15 protein-coding genes are annotated in these 18,675 nt (G+C 65.5%); 11 read left to right on the top strand and 4 right to left on the bottom strand.

What is annotated here, in order from left to right; translation table 11 throughout:
- The first annotated feature begins 15 nt into the window (after positions 1–15).
- From QFZ41_RS07610 to purH, 3 genes are all read left to right on the top strand, one after another.
- Positions 16–834, top strand: a complete 819-nt coding sequence (locus tag QFZ41_RS07610) for a zinc-ribbon and DUF3426 domain-containing protein (RefSeq protein ID WP_429198199.1) — start codon at positions 16–18, stop codon at positions 832–834.
- Between the two features lie 225 nt (positions 835–1,059).
- Complete coding sequence (locus QFZ41_RS07615) at positions 1,060–1,293, top strand: helix-turn-helix domain-containing protein (RefSeq protein ID WP_429198200.1); 234 nt, start codon at positions 1,060–1,062, stop codon at positions 1,291–1,293.
- Between the two features lie 70 nt (positions 1,294–1,363).
- The gene (gene purH, locus QFZ41_RS07620) at positions 1,364–2,953 is read left to right on the top strand and encodes a bifunctional phosphoribosylaminoimidazolecarboxamide formyltransferase/IMP cyclohydrolase (protein ID WP_429198201.1); all 1,590 of its coding nucleotides are present in this window, start codon (positions 1,364–1,366) and stop codon (positions 2,951–2,953) included.
- A 90-nt stretch (positions 2,954–3,043) separates the two neighbouring features.
- On the opposite strand, the gene QFZ41_RS07625 is transcribed toward purH, so the two are convergent.
- Positions 3,044–4,042: a bile acid:sodium symporter family protein gene (locus QFZ41_RS07625; protein WP_429198202.1), complete on the bottom strand. Its 999-nt coding sequence runs from the start codon at positions 4,040–4,042 to the stop codon at positions 3,044–3,046.
- A gap of 97 nt (positions 4,043–4,139) precedes the next feature.
- Here QFZ41_RS07625 and QFZ41_RS07630 point away from each other — a divergent pair, with 97 nt between their 5' ends.
- A complete protein-coding gene (locus QFZ41_RS07630; protein ID WP_429198203.1) occupies positions 4,140–5,030 on the top strand; it encodes a LysR family transcriptional regulator in 891 nt (296 codons plus the stop codon).
- A 45-nt stretch (positions 5,031–5,075) separates the two neighbouring features.
- Positions 5,076–5,774: a glutathione S-transferase gene (locus tag QFZ41_RS07635; RefSeq protein ID WP_429198204.1), complete on the top strand. Its 699-nt coding sequence runs from the start codon at positions 5,076–5,078 to the stop codon at positions 5,772–5,774.
- Positions 5,775–5,795: 21 nt separating this feature from the next.
- On the opposite strand, the gene QFZ41_RS07640 is transcribed toward QFZ41_RS07635, so the two are convergent.
- Entirely contained in the window at positions 5,796–6,332 is a 537-nt protein-coding gene (locus tag QFZ41_RS07640) for a DUF2782 domain-containing protein (protein ID WP_429198205.1), read from the bottom strand.
- 95 nt (positions 6,333–6,427) lie between these two features.
- On the opposite strand from QFZ41_RS07640, the gene polA reads away from it, so the two are divergent.
- The 6 genes from polA (at position 6,428) to QFZ41_RS07670 (ending at position 16,268) form a co-directional block, all read left to right on the top strand.
- Positions 6,428–9,166, top strand: a complete 2,739-nt coding sequence (gene polA / locus QFZ41_RS07645) for a DNA polymerase I (RefSeq protein WP_429198206.1) — start codon at positions 6,428–6,430, stop codon at positions 9,164–9,166.
- Between the two features lie 351 nt (positions 9,167–9,517).
- Positions 9,518–9,736, top strand: a complete 219-nt coding sequence (locus tag QFZ41_RS07650) for a hypothetical protein (protein WP_426286559.1) — start codon at positions 9,518–9,520, stop codon at positions 9,734–9,736.
- Between the two features lie 45 nt (positions 9,737–9,781).
- Entirely contained in the window at positions 9,782–11,992 is a 2,211-nt protein-coding gene (gene uvrD / locus QFZ41_RS07655) for a DNA helicase II (RefSeq protein ID WP_429198207.1), read from the top strand.
- A gap of 26 nt (positions 11,993–12,018) precedes the next feature.
- The gene (locus tag QFZ41_RS07660) at positions 12,019–13,731 is read left to right on the top strand and encodes an Hsp70 family protein (protein WP_429198208.1); all 1,713 of its coding nucleotides are present in this window, start codon (positions 12,019–12,021) and stop codon (positions 13,729–13,731) included.
- 62 nt (positions 13,732–13,793) lie between these two features.
- On the top strand, positions 13,794–14,840 hold the full coding sequence (locus QFZ41_RS07665) for a hypothetical protein (protein WP_429198209.1): 1,047 nt from the start codon (positions 13,794–13,796) through the stop codon (positions 14,838–14,840).
- Between the two features lie 240 nt (positions 14,841–15,080).
- Positions 15,081–16,268, top strand: coding sequence for a M35 family metallo-endopeptidase (locus QFZ41_RS07670; RefSeq protein ID WP_429198210.1), 1,188 nt, complete (start codon positions 15,081–15,083; stop codon positions 16,266–16,268).
- On the opposite strand, the gene QFZ41_RS07675 is transcribed toward QFZ41_RS07670, so the two are convergent.
- Positions 16,269–17,525 carry a heme biosynthesis protein HemY gene (locus tag QFZ41_RS07675; RefSeq protein WP_429198211.1) on the bottom strand — a complete coding sequence of 419 codons (1,257 nt, stop codon included), beginning with the start codon at positions 17,523–17,525 and terminating at the stop codon, positions 16,269–16,271.
- Positions 17,522–18,658, bottom strand: coding sequence for a uroporphyrinogen-III C-methyltransferase (locus QFZ41_RS07680; RefSeq protein WP_429198212.1), 1,137 nt, complete (start codon positions 18,656–18,658; stop codon positions 17,522–17,524). The genes QFZ41_RS07675 and QFZ41_RS07680 overlap by 4 nt, the downstream gene beginning before the upstream one ends.
- Between the last annotated feature and the right edge of the window lie 17 nt (positions 18,659–18,675).

Raw genomic sequence — 18,675 nt, forward strand, 5'->3', positions numbered from 1 at the left:
TTATGATCCGGGCCTATGTATACGCAGTGCCCCGAGTGCCTCACCGTCTATAAGCTGGAAGCGGAACTTCTGGTCCACGCCTGCGGCTGCGTGCGCTGCAGCCATTGCGACGCGGTGTTCAACGCGCTCGGCACGCTCGCCGAGCAACTGCCACCGGAGCCCTTCACACACCTCGCCGAACATGCGCTGGACAGGGATCCGCCGACGGCCATGGTGGCGGTGTTCCGGCCTCGCCCGCATGTGGGCGAAGCTCCGTTCGAGACCGAGGCGAGCACTTCGGCGGAAGACGACGCCACGGCGGAAGCCGGTGAAGACTTCTCGCAACTGACCTTCACGCCCCGGTTCGCCAAACGGCAACGCCGCTCATGGCACACCGCCGCGTGGGCGGCCGTCTGCACGGTGCTGATCCTCGGCCTGGGAATACAACTGGCATGGGCCAAGCGCGAGGCCCTCATCGCCGATCCGGCGATCGGCCCCATGCTGGAAACCGGTTGCGCGATGCTGGGCTGCCGCCTGCCCCTGGTGTCCGATCCCTCCCGCTTGCGCCTCCTCGCGCGCGACGTCGAACAACACCCGTCGGTCACCGACGGCTTGCTCATCACCGCCAGCGTGCGAAACGACGCGTCGTTCGCGCAACCGTATCCGGTCGTGACCATCGTCCTCACGGACGCCAACGGCCAACGCCTGGCCATGCGCCGCTTCCAGCCCGAGGACTATGCGGGCGATGCCGCGGCACGTTCGCGCGGCCTGGGCAGCGGCGTCACCACGGCCATGGTGTTCGAGGTGCAAGACCCGGGCCAGAAGGCGGTGGCTTTCGCATTCAGCTTCGAGTGAAGCGTTCGAAAAAATTTCTTTTTGCAAGCCTGCACTTCACTCTCCGGGGCGAGTACACTCGGTTCCCTTCGCGACTTTTCATCACCCCGACGAGGTGAACGGGTCGCTGCCCAAGAAGCACCATACCGATAAGAACCGACCGGAGACCTGCGCTCCGGTCTGCGAGAGGGGAATGCCTTGAACGCTGTGAGACTGTCTGCCGGCGAGGCCGCCAACGAAACCTCCATGCAGAGCGCCCTCAGCGAATGTGTCAGTCGTACGGTTCGTCGCTACCTGGCCGATATTGGTGATACCGAGTTCGGTGAAGGCCTGCACGCCCTCGTGATCCGGGAAGTCGAAGGCCCGTTGCTGCGCGAAGTGCTCACCTTCCACGAAGGCAACCAGAGCCGCGCCGCGGCCGCCCTCGGTATCAACCGCGCCACCCTTCGCAAGAAGCTCGCCGCCCACGGGATTTCCTGACTGGCGCATCGCCGGGCCGCACGGACGTCCGGGCGGCTATAATGACGCGCTTTCGTCCCCGGAAGTGCCCATGCCCACGCCCGATCTCGTTCCCGTCCGCCGCGCGCTCGTCAGCGTTTCCGACAAGCAAGGCCTGACCGGGCTGGCTCGCCGCCTCGCCGCCGCGAACGTCGAAATCCTTTCCACCGGTGGCTCGGCGAAAGCCCTTCGTGAAGCGGGTATTCCGGTGCGCGACGTGGGCGACCTCACCGGATTCCCGGAAATCATGGACGGGCGGGTGAAGACGCTGCATCCGCGGGTCCACGGTGGCCTGCTCGGCCGGCGTGGCACCGACGACGCGGTGATGGCGGAACACGGCATCGTCCCGATCGACCTGCTCGTACTCAACCTGTATCCCTTCGAGCGTACCGTGGCCGATCCGGCATGCTCGCTGGAAGACGCCATCGAGAACATCGATATCGGCGGCCCGGCCATGCTCCGCGCCGCGGCGAAGAACTGGAACGATGTCGGCGTGTTGACCGATCCATCGCAGTACGACGATGCACTGGCTGAGATCGAGCAGAACGGAGGGCTGTCGCGGGCCACGCGCTTCAGGCTCTCGGTCGCCGCGTTCAACCGCGTATCGAATTACGATGCCGCGATCAGCGATTATCTTTCCGGCGTCACGCTCGACGATACGCAGACGGCGATCGTTTCACGCGCGGAATTTCCCGGGCAGTCGAATGGTCGCTTCATCAAGGTGATGGACCTGCGCTACGGCGAAAACCCGCATCAGGCCGGCGCGTTCTACCGCGACCTCTATCCCGCGCCCGGCACGCTCGCAACGTTCCGCCAGCTGCAGGGCAAGGAACTGTCGTACAACAACATCGCCGATGCCGATGCCGCATGGGAATGCGTGCGCCAGTTCGATGCGCCGGCCTGCGTGATCGTGAAGCACGCGAATCCTTGCGGGGTCGCCGTGGCGGCCGACCCGCTGGCGGCCTATGAACTCGCCTATGCCACCGACCCGACCTCGGCCTTCGGCGGCATCATCGCGTTCAACCGCCCGCTCGACGCGGAAACCGCGAAAACCATTCTGAAGCGCCAGTTCGTCGAGGTGCTGATCGCTCCCCAGGTCGACGCCGGGGCGGTCGACGAAGCCGCGAAGAAGGCCAACGTGCGCGTGCTGGAGATCCCGCCGGGTGACGGCCGCAACACGCACGACGTGAAACGCGTGGGCTCGGGCCTGCTCGTGCAGACGGCCGATCACCGGCAGGTCCAGCGGGACGAACTGAAGGTGGTCAGCAAGCGCCAGCCCACCCCGGGCGAACTCGACGACCTGCTGTTCGCCTGGCGCGTGGCGAAGATGGTGAAGTCCAACGCCATCGTCTACGCCAAGGACAACCGGACGATCGGCATCGGCGCCGGCCAGATGAGCCGCGTCGTCAGTGCGAAGATCGCCGGTCTGAAGGCCGAGGAAGCCGGCCTCGTGGTGCCGGGCAGCGCGATGGCCTCGGATGCGTTCTTCCCGTTCCGAGACGGCATCGACGCGGCCGCCGCGGCGGGTATCCGCGCGGTCATCCAGCCCGGCGGCTCCATGCGCGACAGCGAGGTGGTCGCCGCCGCGGATGAGCACGACATGGCGATGGTGTTCACGGGCGTTCGCCACTTCCGCCACTGACGAAGCATCGCCGACAGGGTCGGCCCCCACCAAAGCAAAGGTTGAACTTGCCCTGGTGGGAGCCGACCCTGTCGGCGATTCAAGCTCGCCTCACCGCCCCGCACCGCCCGCGACAAACGCCGCTTCAGCCCCCTCCCTGCGCAACGCATAACGCCTTGCCAGCACCGCGCACGCCATCAGCTGTATCTGGTGGAACAGCATGATCGGCAACACGATCAACCCCAACGGATGCCCCGCGAACAACACCTTCGCCATCGGGACGCCCGAGGCCAGGCTCTTCTTCGAGCCGCAGAACACGATCGTGATCTCGTCCTCTTTGTCGAAGCCGAGCGCCCTCGCGCCATAGCGCGTGATCAGCAGCGCGCAGGCCAGCAGGACCGCATTCACCACCACCAGCCCCGTCAGTACCGGCACCGGCAGCTGATGCCACAGGCCCTGCAGCACCGCCGCGCTGAAGGCGGTGTAGACCACCAGGAGGATCGACCCGCGGTCGACGAAAGTAAGCAGCGTGGCGTGCTTGCGCACCCAGCCGCCGATCCATCGCTGCGCGATCTGCCCGGCCACGAACGGCACGAACAATTGCATCACGATCGCGCCGACGGCGTGCCAGGAAAGCCCTCCCTGTCCCGTGCCCGCGATCACCACGCCGACCAGCAACGGCGTGATGAAGATACCCAGCAAGCTCGATGCAGACGCCGATACGATCGCCGCCGGCACGTTGCCACGCGCGATCGACGTGAAGGCGATCGAGGACTGCACCGTGGAGGGCAACGTGCAGAGGAAGAGGATGCCGAGATAGAGGTCCGGCGAGACCAGTGGTGAAAGCACGGGCTTCAAGACGATGCCGAGCAAGGGAAACAGCAGGAACGTGCTCGCCAGCACGGTGAGATGCAGTCGCCAGTTGGTCATGCCCGCCACGACCGCGTCGCGCGAGAGCTTCGCGCCGTGCAGGAAGAACAGGAGTCCGATGGCGATGTCGGTGACGATCTCGAAGACGCCCGCGGCATACCCGCGGCACGGCAACAAACTGGCCAGCACCACGGTGGCGACTAGGGAAAGCGTGAATCCATCGGGTAGGAAGCGGCGCATGGCAGCCATCGGCAAAGGAGGAGGGAGGGGAGCTATTCCACCGCCGGCCGATCCATAAGGCAAATCGTTTTATCTGATCCAGTGATACATTCCAGTCATGAATGTTTCCCTCCGCCAGCTTCGCGCCTTCCTCGCCGTCGCCGGGCACCGGCACTTCCGTCGCGCTGCGGAGGCTCTGCACCTCACCCAGCCCGCGGTGAGCCGTCTGATCGCCGACCTGGAGGCGGAACTGGACGTACGCCTGTTCGACCGCAGCACCCGCGAGGTCGTGCCGACGGAGGCGGGCAGGTACCTGGAACAGGCCGTGTCCCGCGTGCTGGATGAACTCGACGGCGTGCTGACCCATGCCCGCGCGCAGGCCGATCCGCTACGCGGCCGGGTGCGCGTCGCGGCCGTGCCCACTCTTTCGGCGGGCCTCCTGCCCACCTGCATCGGCCGGTGTGCCGTGGAGCACCCTTCGCTGGAAATCCTGCTGCGCGACCAGACCCAGGCGCAGGTGCTGGATGCCGTGCGCGGCGGCGAAGTCGACTTCGGGCTCACGGTCGAGCCTGCCACCGTGGAGGAGTTCGACACGGAGACGATCCTGCGCGATCCGTTCCGGCTGGTCTGCCGCGACGATCATGCTTTCGCAGCGAAGCCGGTCGTACCGTGGAAGGCGCTGGCGCGAGAGCCCCTGATCCTGCTCGACCATGCCTCGGGCAGCCGCCGGCTGATCGACGCCGCGTTCGCCACCCAGGACATTCCGATGCACGTGGCACTCGAGGTGGGCCATCCGCACACCGCCTTCCGCATGGTCGAGGCGGGCCTCGGCGTCACGATCACGCCCGCCCTGTCGCTGGACGCCTTGCGTCCCGGCCTGTCCGAACGGCCGCTATCGCCACTGGTGGATCGCGAGGTGACCTTGTTGAGACGCCGTGCGCGTTCCCTGTCGCCACCGGCACAGACCGTATGGAACATGCTGCGGGACATCGCGCTCACGTTGGCTTGAGTGCGCACGTCTCATCATCCGCGCTTTCATCGCGGGAGCCTGCCGATGAGCTATCGGTTGTATTACTGGACGGGCCTGCAAGGCCGCGGGGAATTCGTCCGCCTGTGCCTGGAAGATGCCGGCGCGGCGTACATCGACGTCGCCCGCGAGGAAGGCGACGAGGTCATGACGGCCTTCCTCGGGGCAGAAAAGGAGGGGGCCCTGCCCTTCGCGCCGCCGTTCCTGACATCGGGGCGACTGGTGATCGCGCAGGTGGCGAACATCCTCCAGTACCTCGGTCCGCGGCACGGACTGGTCCCCGTGAGCGAGTCGAAGCGTCTCTACGCCCATCAATTGCAGCTGACCGTCGCCGACCTCGTGGCCGAGGCGCACGACACGCATCATCCGGTGTCGACGGAGCAGTACTACGAGGACCAGCGTGCCGAGGCCAGGCGCCGTGCGAAGGACTTCCGCGAGTCGAGGATTCCGAAATTCCTGGGTTACTTCGAACAGGTGCTGGAACGCGCCGGTGGAAAGCATCCGCTGCGCGAGCATTCCTACGTCGACCTGTCGTTGTTCCAGGTGATGGCCGGACTGGATTACGCCTTTCCGAAGGCGATGGCGCGGCAGAAACTGCCGCTGCTACGTGACCTGGCCAGGCGCGTGGCGGATCGTCCGAATATCGCGGCGTACCTCGCCTCGGAACGGCGGCTGCCATTCAACACGAACGGCATCTTCCGGCATTACCCGGAGCTGGATGGGTGAGGCAAGCACCCATCGCCGACCTCAGTTCGAACCAGCAGGTTTGGGCGCCTGACCCCATTCGTAAACCTTGTAATACACCGGGTTCACTGGCCCATTCTTCGGGTCGTGATGGAGTTTCCCATCCGGATCGGCCATGTAAGTCTGCGGCACGCCGTTCTTCGGCGTCACCACCACCATGAACAGCTTGCCGCCTGTGCGGTATTCCTCGACGCGATCGTCGCCCTGCTGGCGCACGGTCACCTGCGGCGCCTGCTGGCCGCGGGCATCGACCGCGCCATTGTCCTGCATCGAGGGCAGCGCCACGGCGGAACGCGAACCGCCATTGGCATCCGACGTGGCCGGCGTGGTCTTGCCATCCTGGGCCTCGTCGTAAGTCACCGGCCGCTCGACCGGCTTCAGGCCCGAGCGGTCCGCCTCACCCGCCTTGACGCCCGGGTCGTTCAGGCCCGGCGGTGGCGGCGCCGGCTTGAACGACGACGGATCCTGGGCGTTCTGCGCGATGGCGGGTAGCGTCAGGACCAGGGCAAGCGCGGCAGCGAGAGCATGCGAGCGGTTCATGGGAATCTCTCCATAGGGGACAGCGAGGATAGCAATTCCCACCCCTCCGGCCACGTGAACGGACGACCCGCGCGCGGCCATGAGAGAATCGGAAAATGCCTACGCTCACGCTCATCGACGGGTCCTCGTACCTGTACCGCGCGTTCCACGCGCTGCCGCCCCTGACCAACACCTACGGCGAACCCACCGGCGCGCTGTTCGGCATCGTCAACATGCTGCGCACGACGATGAAGGCCGGGTCCGACTATGTCGCCTTCGTCTGCGACGCGCCCGGCCGCACCTTCCGCGACGACCTGTACCCCGAGTACAAGGCGAACCGGCCGTCCATGCCCGACGACCTGCGCGCGCAGATCGATCCGATGATGAAAATCGTGGGCGCACTCGGCTTCCCGATTCTTTGCGTACCCGGCGTCGAGGCCGACGATGTCATCGGCACGCTGGCGCGGCAGGCTGCCGACCAGGGCATCGACACGATCATCTCCACCGGCGACAAGGACTTCGCCCAGCTGGTCGGCGCGCACATCGTGCTGATCAACACGATGACCAACACCACGATGGACATCGACGGTGTCATCGAGAAGTTCGGCGTGCGTCCGGAACAGATCGTCGATTATCTCACGCTCATGGGCGACAGCATCGACAACGTGCCGGGCGTGGAGAAATGCGGCCCGAAGACGGCCGCGAAGTGGCTGGCGGAATACAACGACCTCGACCAGCTGCTCGCGAACGCGAACAAGATCGGCGGCAAGATCGGCGAGAACCTGCGGGCGGCGATCCCGCGCCTTCCGCTGTCCCGCGAGCTGGTCACGATCCGCACCGACGTACCGCTGGAGCAAGGCCCTGCCGACCTGCGCATGCGCGACCGCGACGTCGAGGCCCTGCGCGAACTCTACACGCGTTACGACTTCAAGGCGGCCTTGAAAGACCTGGACGCGGCCGCCGCGGGCCCTGCGGTGCCGGGCGCCGCGACACCCTCGCCCACCCCGGCGCCGGCGGCCCACGTGGCTCCCGACGCCGCCCTCGGCGCCGAGGGCGAATACGAACTCATCGTGACCGAGGAACGCCTTGCCGCCTGGCTGGAAAAGCTGGAGACCGCGCCGCTGATCGCCTTCGATACAGAGACCACCAGCATCGACGCGATGCAGGCGGACATCGTCGGCCTGTCGCTGGCCGTGGAACCGGGCAAGGCGGCCTATGTTCCCCTCGCCCACGATTATCCGGGCGCGCCCACCCAGCTGTCGCGGGAACACGTGCTCGGCGCCCTGAAGCCGATCTTCGAAGATCCCAACCGGCCCAAGGTCGGCCAGCACGGCAAGTACGACATCAACATCCTGTCGCACTACGGCATCGCGTTGCGGGGCCTGGCGCACGACACGATGCTGGAGTCGTACGTGTTCAACGCGACCGCGACACGTCACGACATGGATTCGCTCGCATCGCGCTACCTCGGCTACACGACGATCAAGTACGAACACGTCGCGGGCAAGGGGGCGAAACAGATCTCCTTCTCCCAGGTCGATTGCGACACGGCCTGCCGCTACGCCGCCGAGGACGCCGACATCACGCTGCGCCTGCATCACGCGCTATGGCCGAAGCTGGAAACCGAGCCCACGCTGCGCGACGTGTACGAGAACATCGAGATTCCGCTCGTTCCCGTCCTTGCGAAGATGGAGCGTATCGGGGTACTGATCGACGCGAACGAGCTGCGCAAGCAGAGCCAGCAACTCGGCAAACGCATGGTCGAACTGCAGAAGCAGGCCTACGCCTCCGCCGGCCACGACTTCAACCTCGATTCCCCGAAGCAGTTGCAAGCCGTCCTGTTCGACGAACTGGGACTGGCGGCGAAGATCAAGACACCGACCGGCCAGCCGTCGACGAACGAAGAGGCGCTCGAGGCGATCGCCGATACGCACGAACTGCCGCGCCTGATCCTCGAATACCGGGGCCTGGCCAAACTGCGCTCGACCTATACCGACAAGCTCGCCGGCATCGTCAACCCGCGCACGGGGCGCGTGCACACCAGCTATCACCAGGGTGCCGTGGCCACGGGCCGGATCAGCTCGTCCGACCCGAACCTGCAGAACATCCCGGTGCGCACCGAGGAAGGCCGGCGCATCCGCCAGGCCTTCGTCGCCCCCGAGGGGTGGCGCATCCTCGCGGCGGACTATTCACAGATCGAGTTGCGCATCATGGCCCACCTCTCCAACGACGAGGGCCTCCTCCGGGCCTTCAAGGAAGGCGGCGACGTGCACCGCGCGACGGCGGCGGAAGTGTTCGGCGTGGCTCCGGCCGACGTCACCACGAACCAGCGCCGCGCGGCCAAGGCGATCAACTTCGGCCTGATGTACGGCATGAGTTCCTTCGGTCTGGCCCGTCAGCTCGGCGTCGACCGTGGCGAGGCGTCCGACTACATGGGCCGTTATTTCTCGCGCTACCCCGGCGTGCGCGCCTTCATGGACGCCACCCGCGAACAGGCCCATCGCGACGGCTACGTACAGACGCTGTTCGGCCGCCGCCTGTATCTCGAGAACCTCAACTCGCGCAACCAGGCCTTCCGCGCCGGCGCAGAACGCGCGGCGATCAATGCCCCGATGCAGGGCACGGCCGCCGACATCATCAAGCGAGCCATGATCGCCGTGGCCGCGTGGATCGAACCCCGGAACGACGTGCGCCTGCTCATGCAGGTGCACGACGAACTGGTCTTCGAGGTACGCGAGGAGGCCGTGGACGAGGTGCGTGCCGGTATCGAGAAGCACATGACAGGTGCTGCCACTCTCAGCGTTCCGCTACAGGTCGATATCGGTGTCGGGGCGAACTGGGACGAAGCCCACTGACCGGGTGGATAGCCATCCAAACGTAAGATTTCCGTATAGTCGTTCAGGTAGGGCGGCGCCAAGCCACTGATTCATAGGCTCATGAACGCCGGCTGACTTTTTTTCGATCCGCGTTGCAACTTCGACCGCTTCCGGACGTCTATATCTTCGGACGCACGCAACGGCGTCCCATCGGTGGACTCCGCTCCTGGAGTCACCCTGCGGACGGTCCGATCTTCCCCTGGGTCCGACCGTCCACCGGCCCCGAGAGCTCCCCTGGCTCTCGGGGTTTTTTTTGCCGATGGCAAAGACAAAGCCTGCACATTCACACCCGCATCCTCTCGGCCACATCGAACCAGGAGGGGAATGCATATGCGCGCAGGTCTAATCATCGTCGGCGTCATCCTTATCGGCCTCGGCCTCTGGGTGACCCTGGGCAACGGCAGCTACAGCAAGACCGACACCGTCGCATCCATCGGTTCGGCCAAGATCGAAGCCACCCATGACAAGGCCATTCCCCAGTGGGTGGGCATCGCCGGCATCGTTATCGGCGGCATCGTCGCCGTGGCTGGCATCGCGCAGAAGCGCTGACGCGGCTCGGGGGCCGGCACGGCCCCCAACCGCTACAATGGGCGGATGGATGTTTCCCACCTTCTCGACTCCCTCAACGACGCCCAACGGGAGGCCGTCAGCGCCCCGCCCGGCCATTACCTGATCCTTGCCGGTGCGGGCTCCGGCAAGACGCGCGTCCTGACCAACCGCATCGGCTGGCTCACGCAGGTGGACCGCGTGCCGCCGTGGGCGATCCTCGCCGTCACCTTCACCAACAAGGCGGCAGGCGAGATGCGCACCCGCCTGGATGGCGTCATCCCGGGGGGCACGCAAGGCCTCACGGTCGGGACCTTCCACGGCATCGCCCATCGCCTGCTGCGCCGTCACTGGCGCGAGGCCGGCCTGGTCGAAGGGTTCCAGATCCTCGATTCCGACGACCAGCAACGGCTGATAAAGCGCGTGATCGCCGGCATGGGCCTGGACGAGGCGCGCTTTCCGCCGCGACAGGCCTCGTGGCAGATCAACAACTGGAAAGACGAGGGCAAGCGCCCCGACGCGATCGAGCACCGCGACCACCCGGTGACCCGCACCTTCGTCGAGATCTACAAGGCCTACGAACAGCAGTGCCAGCGCGCCGGCCTGGTCGACTTCGCCGAACTCCTGCTGCGTGCGCACGAGTTGTGGCTGAAGGACCCGCAGGTGCTCAAGCACTACCAGGATCGCTGGCGCTATCTGCTGATCGACGAGTTCCAGGACACCAACACACTGCAGTACGCCTGGATACGCGTGCTCGCGGGCGATACGGGCCAGGCCTTCGTCGTCGGCGACGACGACCAGGCCATTTATGGATGGCGTGGCGCGAAAGTCGAGAACGTACAGCAGTTCCTGCGTGATTTCGCGGGCGCGAAGACGATCCGCCTGGAGCAGAACTACCGCTCCACCTCAACGATCCTGAAAGCCGCCAACGCGGTCATCTCGCGCAATGGCGGCCGCCTCGGCAAGCAGCTATGGACCGATGGCGGTGAAGGTGAGCGCATCGCCTTGTATGCCGCCTACAACGAGCAGGACGAAGCACGCTTCGTCATCGAACGCATCCGTGAATACATCGCCGAGCACGGGAACGCTCGCGACTGCGCGATCCTGTACCGCTCCAACGCCCAGTCGCGCAACTTCGAAGAACAGCTGATCCAGCGCGACCTGCCTTACCGCGTCTACGGCGGGCTTCGCTTCTTCGAACGCGCCGAGATCAAGGACGCCCTCGCGTACCTGCGCCTCGCGTCGAATCGTCACGACGACGCCGCGTTCGAACGCGCCGTGAACACACCGCCACGCGGCATCGGCGACCGCACGCTCGACGAACTGCGCCGGCGCGCGCGCACCGACGGCAGCTCGATGTGGGAGGCTTCCCTCACCGAGGCATCCATCGGTTCGATGGCCGGCCGCGCGAAGAACGCCGTGAAGGCCTTCATCGGCCTCATCGACAACCTCGCGCGCACCTTCGCCGGACGCGGCGACGGCGACGCGGCGGACGACGATGCGCGGGACGCGCTCGGCCTCGCCGAACAGATCGAACACGCCATCATCCATACCGGCTTGCGCGACTTCTACGAGAACGACAAACGCGGCAACGGCGAAGCCCGCGTGGAAAACCTGGACGAACTGGTCAACGTGGCCAGCCGCTTCGAGATGACGCCGGAAGACGTCGACGCGGGGCTCAACGAACTTTCCGCTTTCCTCTCGCATGCGGCACTGGAAGCGGGCGAAGGCCAGGGCGAGGCCTGGGACGACTGCGTGCAGTTGATGACACTGCATTCGGCGAAGGGCCTCGAGTTTCCGGTGGTCTTCCTGGTCGGCATGGAAGAAGGGCTTTTCCCGAGCCAGCGATCCACCGAGGAAGACAACCGCCTCGAGGAGGAGCGCCGGCTCGCCTATGTGGGCATCACCCGCGCCCGCGAGCGCCTCTATCTTTCCCATGCGGAATCGCGCCGCATGCACGGCACGGAAATGCTCGCCCGGCCGTCGCGCTTCCTCGGCGAGATTCCACCGGAACTGATCGATGAGCTGCGTCCGCGCGTCCAGGTCTCGCGGCCGGCCTATGCCGACCGCTACGCTTCCGCGTCCATGGAAGAAGCATCACCGGTCCGACTCGGACAGCGGGTCAGCCACCCGAAGTTCGGCGAAGGAACGATCGTCAGTGCCGAGGGTGCCGGCGCCCACATGCGCGTGCAGGTGAATTTCGAGGACGCCGGAAGCAAGTGGTTGGTTTACGCTTATGCGAATCTGACCGCGTTGTAAGGGACTTCCGGGGGGAAGGGGACCGCATGATCGTCGGCATCGACCTGGGCACGACCCACAGCCTCGTCGCGGCGTGGCTGGACGGTGCCCCGCGGCTGATTCCCAATGCACTCGGCGGCGTGCTGACACCGTCGTGCGTCGGTGTCGACGAAGATGGCAGCATCCTCGTCGGGGAAGCGGCCCGTGAACGCCTTCAGACCCATCCGCAACAGACGGCCTCGCTGTTCAAGCGCTACATGGGCAGCTCCCGCAGCGTGCGCCTGGGCGACCGCGATTACCGCGCGGAGGAACTGTCCGCCCTGGTCCTGCGCTCGCTCAAGGCGGATGCCGAGGCTTTCCTCGGCGAGCCGGTCACCAGGGCCATCGTAACCGTGCCCGCCTGCTTTTCGGACGCGCAACGCAAGGCGACCCGGTGGGCCGGCGAGCTCGCGGGCCTCAAGGTGGAGCGCCTGCTCAACGAACCGACCGCCGCCGCGCTCGCCCATGGGCGGCACGACACGGGGAGCCTGGCGCGGTTTCTCGTTTTCGATCTCGGCGGCGGCACGTTCGACGTATCCATCCTCGAAATGTTCGAAGGCGTCGTGGAGGTACGCGCCAGCGCCGGCGACAACATGCTCGGTGGCGAGGACTTCACCAGGTCGATCGCGGATCTCGCCTTCGCGAACGGCGTGCCTGAAGCGGCGCGCGACGATCCACGCTTCATGCAGCGCCTGGTGGCCAGCGCCGAACGGGCCAAACGGGAACTGAGCGCCGGCGGCACCGCCACGCTGGACGTTCGTTACGAGGATCGTTCGACCCGGGTCGCCATCGACGCCGCCGCATTCGAAAAGCTGGCCCAACCGCTGCTCAACCGCCTCTGGCGCCCGATCGAGCGCGCCATGCGTGACGCGCGTATCCGTGCCGCGGATCTCGACAGCGTGGTGCTGGCCGGCGGCGCCACGCGCATGCCGGTGATCCGCGCGCTGGCCACGCGCATGTTCGGCCGCTTCCCGGCCGTCGGCCATAACCCCGACCAGGTGGTCGCCATGGGTGCCGCGGTGCAGGCGGGCATGAAGATGAAGGACAAGGCGCTCGACGAGATGGTGATGACGGACGTGTGTGCGTACACGGTCGGTACCGACGTCGTGCGCCAACTCGACGACGGATCGCAGGCACCGGGCTTCTTCGTGCCGGTGATCCAGCGCAATACCGCCGTTCCCGTCAGCCGCGTCGAGCGCTTTTCGCCAGCGACGCCGGAGCAGAAACAGATTCGCATCGGCATCTACCAGGGCGAGTCGCGCATGGTCCGCGACAACATCACCCTCGGCGAACTCACGATACCCATTCTGCCCGGCCCAGGACACGGCGACGGCGTCGATGTCCGGTTTACCTATGACGTGAACGACCTCCTGGAAGTCGAGGTGAGCGTCGTCGCCAGCGGCGAAGTGAGGCGGCTGGTGATCGAAAGCGGCGAGGCGCACATGCCCGCGGAGGAGATCGCACGGCGATTGCAGGCGCTGTCGATCCTCAAGATTCACCCGCGTGACACGCTCGAATACCGCACCCTTCTCGCGCGCGCCGAACGTCTCTACGAGCAATTCCTAGGCGAGCCCCGCGAGCGGCTCGGCCGCGTCATTCTTCGTTTCGAGCAGGTGCTTGCCACGCAGGATCAACGACTGATCGTACGCGACGCCGTTGCGTTCCGCGAGTCCTTGCAGGCGATCGAGCGTGACGATCGATTCGCACCGGACCCGGCGTGAGCACGGCGCTTCCCTGGCACCTGGACGTCCTCGGGCTTCCCGCGCATGCGGACGAGATCGCCGTGCGCCGGGCGTATGCGGTGGCGGTCCGGAAGGTCGATCCGGCAACCGACCCAGACGCCTTCCAGCGCCTTCGCCAGGCCTACGAAGCCGCACGCGCGTGGTGCGAGCAGATGGATACCACGGTGGCCACGAGCGGCGAAACGCCTGTCGACGGGTCTGCACTCACGGCCGGTGGCGCGGCGGACAAGCCATCACCGGACGAATCGCCGTCCCTCCCGGTCGACTACACGGTGACGCTTGCCTGGCGATTCGCCGCCGACGTCGGCGCACATCGGGCCGAAAGCATACCGCGCATGCTCGACGACATACTCGCGGAGTTGCGCACGCAGTATATCGACGCACCTGGCCAGTTCGAGGAACACCTGATCGATCTCGTCGGACTTCAGCGCATCGCGCACCGGGCCGAGGTGTTCGCCGCCGCCGAAACACGCTTCCACTGGAATGAGGTAGGACACCTCGCGGCGTTGAGACAGCGTGGCCAGTGGGTCGGCGTGGTGCTGTCCCAACGAGAGGCATGGCTCACGCTCCCGGCGGATCGGAGACGGACATGGCTGGAACTATTTGCGCAGGCCGAGGCACGCCTCGATAGCGCCGTGTTGCGATATTGGCCGGAGATCGCGAAGCTCAACGAACGCTTTCCCGCATGGCTCGGTCTCCATCTTGCTGGCGAAACGCTTCAAGCGTGGCGCGCAGGATTCGATGCTCAGGCCGCCGCTGCGCCTAAGCGCAGCTATCGAAGAGTCGGGTGGTGCGCCGCCGCCATCCTCGCAGTGGTCAGTGTCGGCGGACTCGCGAGTATCACGGTCAGTGACTTACTACGTTCGCCATCCTTGTCGCCTATGCCATTTCTCAGCGTGTCCTCCCAAGGAGACACTCTGAATCGATGCATGGAGCTCTACACGGAGTTGGACAAACCGGATGCATTCGCTGGCAAGCGACCTGACGAGGTCGACGCGCTGAAGACTCGCGCTCATCGCTGCCAACGAGCCGGCCGCTGGCACGAGCAAACGAGCCCGTCTTCGAGTTTGTCCGACACGGCGCAATGAAGCGCTGACCCTCCTCTAAACCGTTACTGCAACGGATTTACGTGGCCACACAGAAGCTCACAGCTGAGTGTTCACCTAGTTAGGACGCGGGTATATCCGATTTGTATCAGGGAAAATTTCTGACAGCATCACAAGGGCTAGACAGGACAGCCAAGCAACCCGCGACCTTGGCAATCTTGTGTTGCCAATCCCAAGCGATTCGTTAATGTCGACGAATCAATGGAGACGCCGGAGATAGGGATGAAAAGACAGATATTGATGCTGGTCACCGGATCGCTGGTCTTTGCTGGCCGTGCATTTGCCGGTGGACAAGAAGAAAACCGCGAACTGGAAGTTTCGCTTGAAGATGCCAGCAGACCCTCGATGTGGAGCAACGGAACCGTCTCGGTCACGCTGAAGAACAATGGCAAGTCGACGATCTATCTTCCAAGGGTTCATACGCCTCTGTACACACCCGAAAATCACCTCATGAACAATGTCTTCAAGGTGGTCGATGAACGGGGTGATGCAGCAAAATTCATCGGCCGCCTTGTTCGGATATTGCCGGAGGATGGTGATAGCTATTACGGCCGCCTGGCACCCGGCGAAACACTCTCGCACGAGGTGGACCTCACCGCGGATTACAAGCTTCTACCTGGTACCCGCTACGAACTGAGCTATGAACAGTCATATGCCTACGGATACAGTCAGGAGGATGGTGGCCGAGGTCAGCTCAAAGACCATCGCTTGATGGAGCGGAGCAACACGATCACGTTCACGTACATGCCAAGGAAAGAAAGCGCTCAGACACATAGAGCTGAGCCGGACCCCGCGAAGGAATGCACCACTGAGCAATACTCGGCGATCTCCGCAGCCAGACTCGACGCCCACGTATGGGTAAGCAAGGCGCGGACGCGCATTGAAAATCTCTACTTCGTCGAACTTGGCGAGGATGACCTCGGCAATACGACCTATTCGGGCCGGTTGAAGCAAGATAATGTTTACGACTACTGGTTCGGTGTGGCGAGGAACCAGGCGGAGTCATATCTTTCACGGCCTTCCTATACCGACTACTGGCGGAAAGACGATGACTATCTCATGGTGAAGTCGCTCAATTCCGTCGGACTCCGATTGGGAGGCGAAGCGTATCTTTGTGGCTGCCCGAGCACATATCCGTGGAATACGGCCGCATGGACGCAAACCGAACCAAGGAACATCATTCATCTTTGCGATCGATTCTTCGAACTCCCCGTGAGCGATGGTGCGTATGACAGTCAACGACTGACCATAATCCACGAAGTCTCACATTTCGTGGATTATCGAGGTGGAGAGACGGCGGACTATGTGTACGGCCGGAATGGAGCGCACGAGTTGACGACATCCAACCGAGCGAATGCTGTCAAAAATGCAGACAACCTGATGTACTTCGTTGGTGCTGCCAACCAGTGATCAGGGCGACAAGCGCGGCACGCCATGCTGGTCGCGCTCTTCCACCGCCGTGACGCGGGTGTCGATGCGACGGCTGCGCAATTCGTCCGGCAAGGCCTCGGTCGCTTCCTCACGGGCCAATGCCAGGGCATTGCGATAACAACGCTGGGCGAGTTCCGGATGGTCTTCGCCGACGTAGACATCCCCGAGGGCTTCCCAGGCGGCGGCATTCGGCTCGATCGCCAGCGCACGTTCGAGGTACGGCTTCGCCTTGCCCCAAAGGCGCACACGCACGCACATGCGAGCGACGGCGGTGAGCAGCACGGCGTCGTTGGGATGGGTATCTATCCAGCTTTCGGCACGACGCAGGCGCTGTTCCAGGTCTTCCGCGCCCATGCTTCCGTAGGTGGCGACAAGCGACGGCGACCATTCGCGACGCAGCGCGGTTTCGATCTCGTCCATCGCGGCCATCGTCTGGCCGAACCGCGCGGCTTGCTGCGCATAGGCGTCCACGGCGGCAGGCAGGCGGCGCTGGCCCTTCGGCAACTGCGACCACAACGTGGCCAGCGAAGCACCATCGGGAGCGCTGCGTACATAGGCGGCGATGACGCGCGACTCGATCTCGGCGTAGGCACGCGAGCCCAGCTCGCCACTCTTTTGCAACGGATCGAGGGCACGCAACGCATTGCGCGGCTCACCGGTCTCCAGCGAAGCCTCGGCGAATTCGATCCAGCCCGCGGGTGTCAGTCCACCGCTGTTCGCCTCGGGAGCCAGCAACGCGGCTGCCTCGCCCGGCCGTCCGGTACGACGCAGCAGACGCGCGCGCATGACCCGCGCGGCGCGCGGCGCCTCCTGCGCGGCCTGGTCGAGTGTTTCCAGCGCGCGGGCCGATTCGCCATGGCGTTCCGCGGCTTCGGCCGCGGCGAGCAACGCCGGGCCGCGAACCGACGGATAGCGTGCCGCCCGGTTGAGGTCGCGTTCCGCTTCCCCGTGGCGTCCCTCGATCAACGATACGAGGCCGTCGGCGAGACGCTGCCGGCTCAGCCGGCGATGGCGCCGGGTCATCGCACCGAACGGCCACCGGATCAGGGCGACCAGCACCGAAACCGCCGCCCAGGCGAGCAGCAGGAGCACCACCGCCGTCACCACGGTCATCTGCACGTTGGTACCGCGCAGATGGATAAGCACGTAGCCCGGGTCGTCGGCGACCCAATGCCATGCGAAGGCGGCGATCGCCGCGATGAGGATCAGGCCGACAATCCAGCGCCAGAGCTTCATGGCGTGTCCTCATGCGGTGACGCGGCCGACCCCGCATGCGCGGGAGCCGCCGTGGATGCGCCACCTTTCAACGCGTGCACGGAGCGCAGGTTGCGCAATTCGGTCAGCGCCGCGCCGAGCTTCGGTTCGGCTCCCTTCGTCTGGCTGGCCAGCAATGCCGATACGCGCGAACGGGCGGCCTGCACCGCCGGCGCGGAGGTATCGAATCGCGCGGCGAGCGCGGCGTCGACGCGCTTCAGCGCCGCTTGCCGGTTCACGTCGTCGTAAGCGAGCACTGCCGCCTCGGCGTGCGCGACATCCAGCGCGGCGAGTTCGCGGGCGATCCGGTCGTCGGCGAGCCCCAGAGGCGTGCCGTCGTCATGACTGACTTTCACGATGCTGCCGAGGGCGTTGCCGGCTCGCTGCCAGAAGTCACGCTGCCCGTTGTCGGCCGTCTTCGCATCGGAACTCTTCAGGGGCAGGGTCGGTAACTGCGCGCGCAGCTCGGCCAACGCCGCCAGGTCGTTCGCGCGTGCGACGGGCGCCACGGCGGCGAGCGCCTCGCGCTCGGCCGCCACGTTCTGCCTCACCGCGGCGAACGCCGCGTCGTTCACGGCAGCGAGCGTCTTGTCGGCGAGGTCGTAGGCGGACAACGCGCCACTGGCATCGCCGAACAGCGCGAAGCGCTCCTTGGCCATGCGCAGCAACGACTCGGCCTCGTCCAGCAGCATGGCGTCGTGCCCGCTGAGGCTGCGTTCGGAGAGGTTCGCCACGGCGTCCTCGAGGTTTCGCGTGCGCTCGGAGACCCCGAGCATTTCTTCACGCGCCGAGCGGTTGACCCCATCGGCGTCGCTGATCCGGCGGCGGAGCGTGGCGTTGTCGTCCCGCACCCCCTCGACCGCCGCCTGCAACGTATCGACCTGTCCACGCAAACCGTTCGCGGCGCCGACATCCTGGCGCAGGTTCCACACCGTCCATGCCGTGTAGCCCGCCGCACCCAGCGCAGCCAGGGAGAACAGGATGGCGACGGCGAGGGTGCCTCCACCCCTGCGAGGCGAAGGATCGGGCGGCCGTGCGGCGCGAACGGGCGACGGCGCGGCGGCCGGGGCCGGCGAAGCCGGGGCGGTATCGGTCGGAGGGGTCTCGTTCGTCATGCCGGGCATGCTAGCAG

The sequence above is a fragment of the Luteibacter sp. W1I16 genome, assembly GCF_050434905.1.
Classification (GTDB): Bacteria; Pseudomonadota; Gammaproteobacteria; order Xanthomonadales; family Rhodanobacteraceae; genus Luteibacter.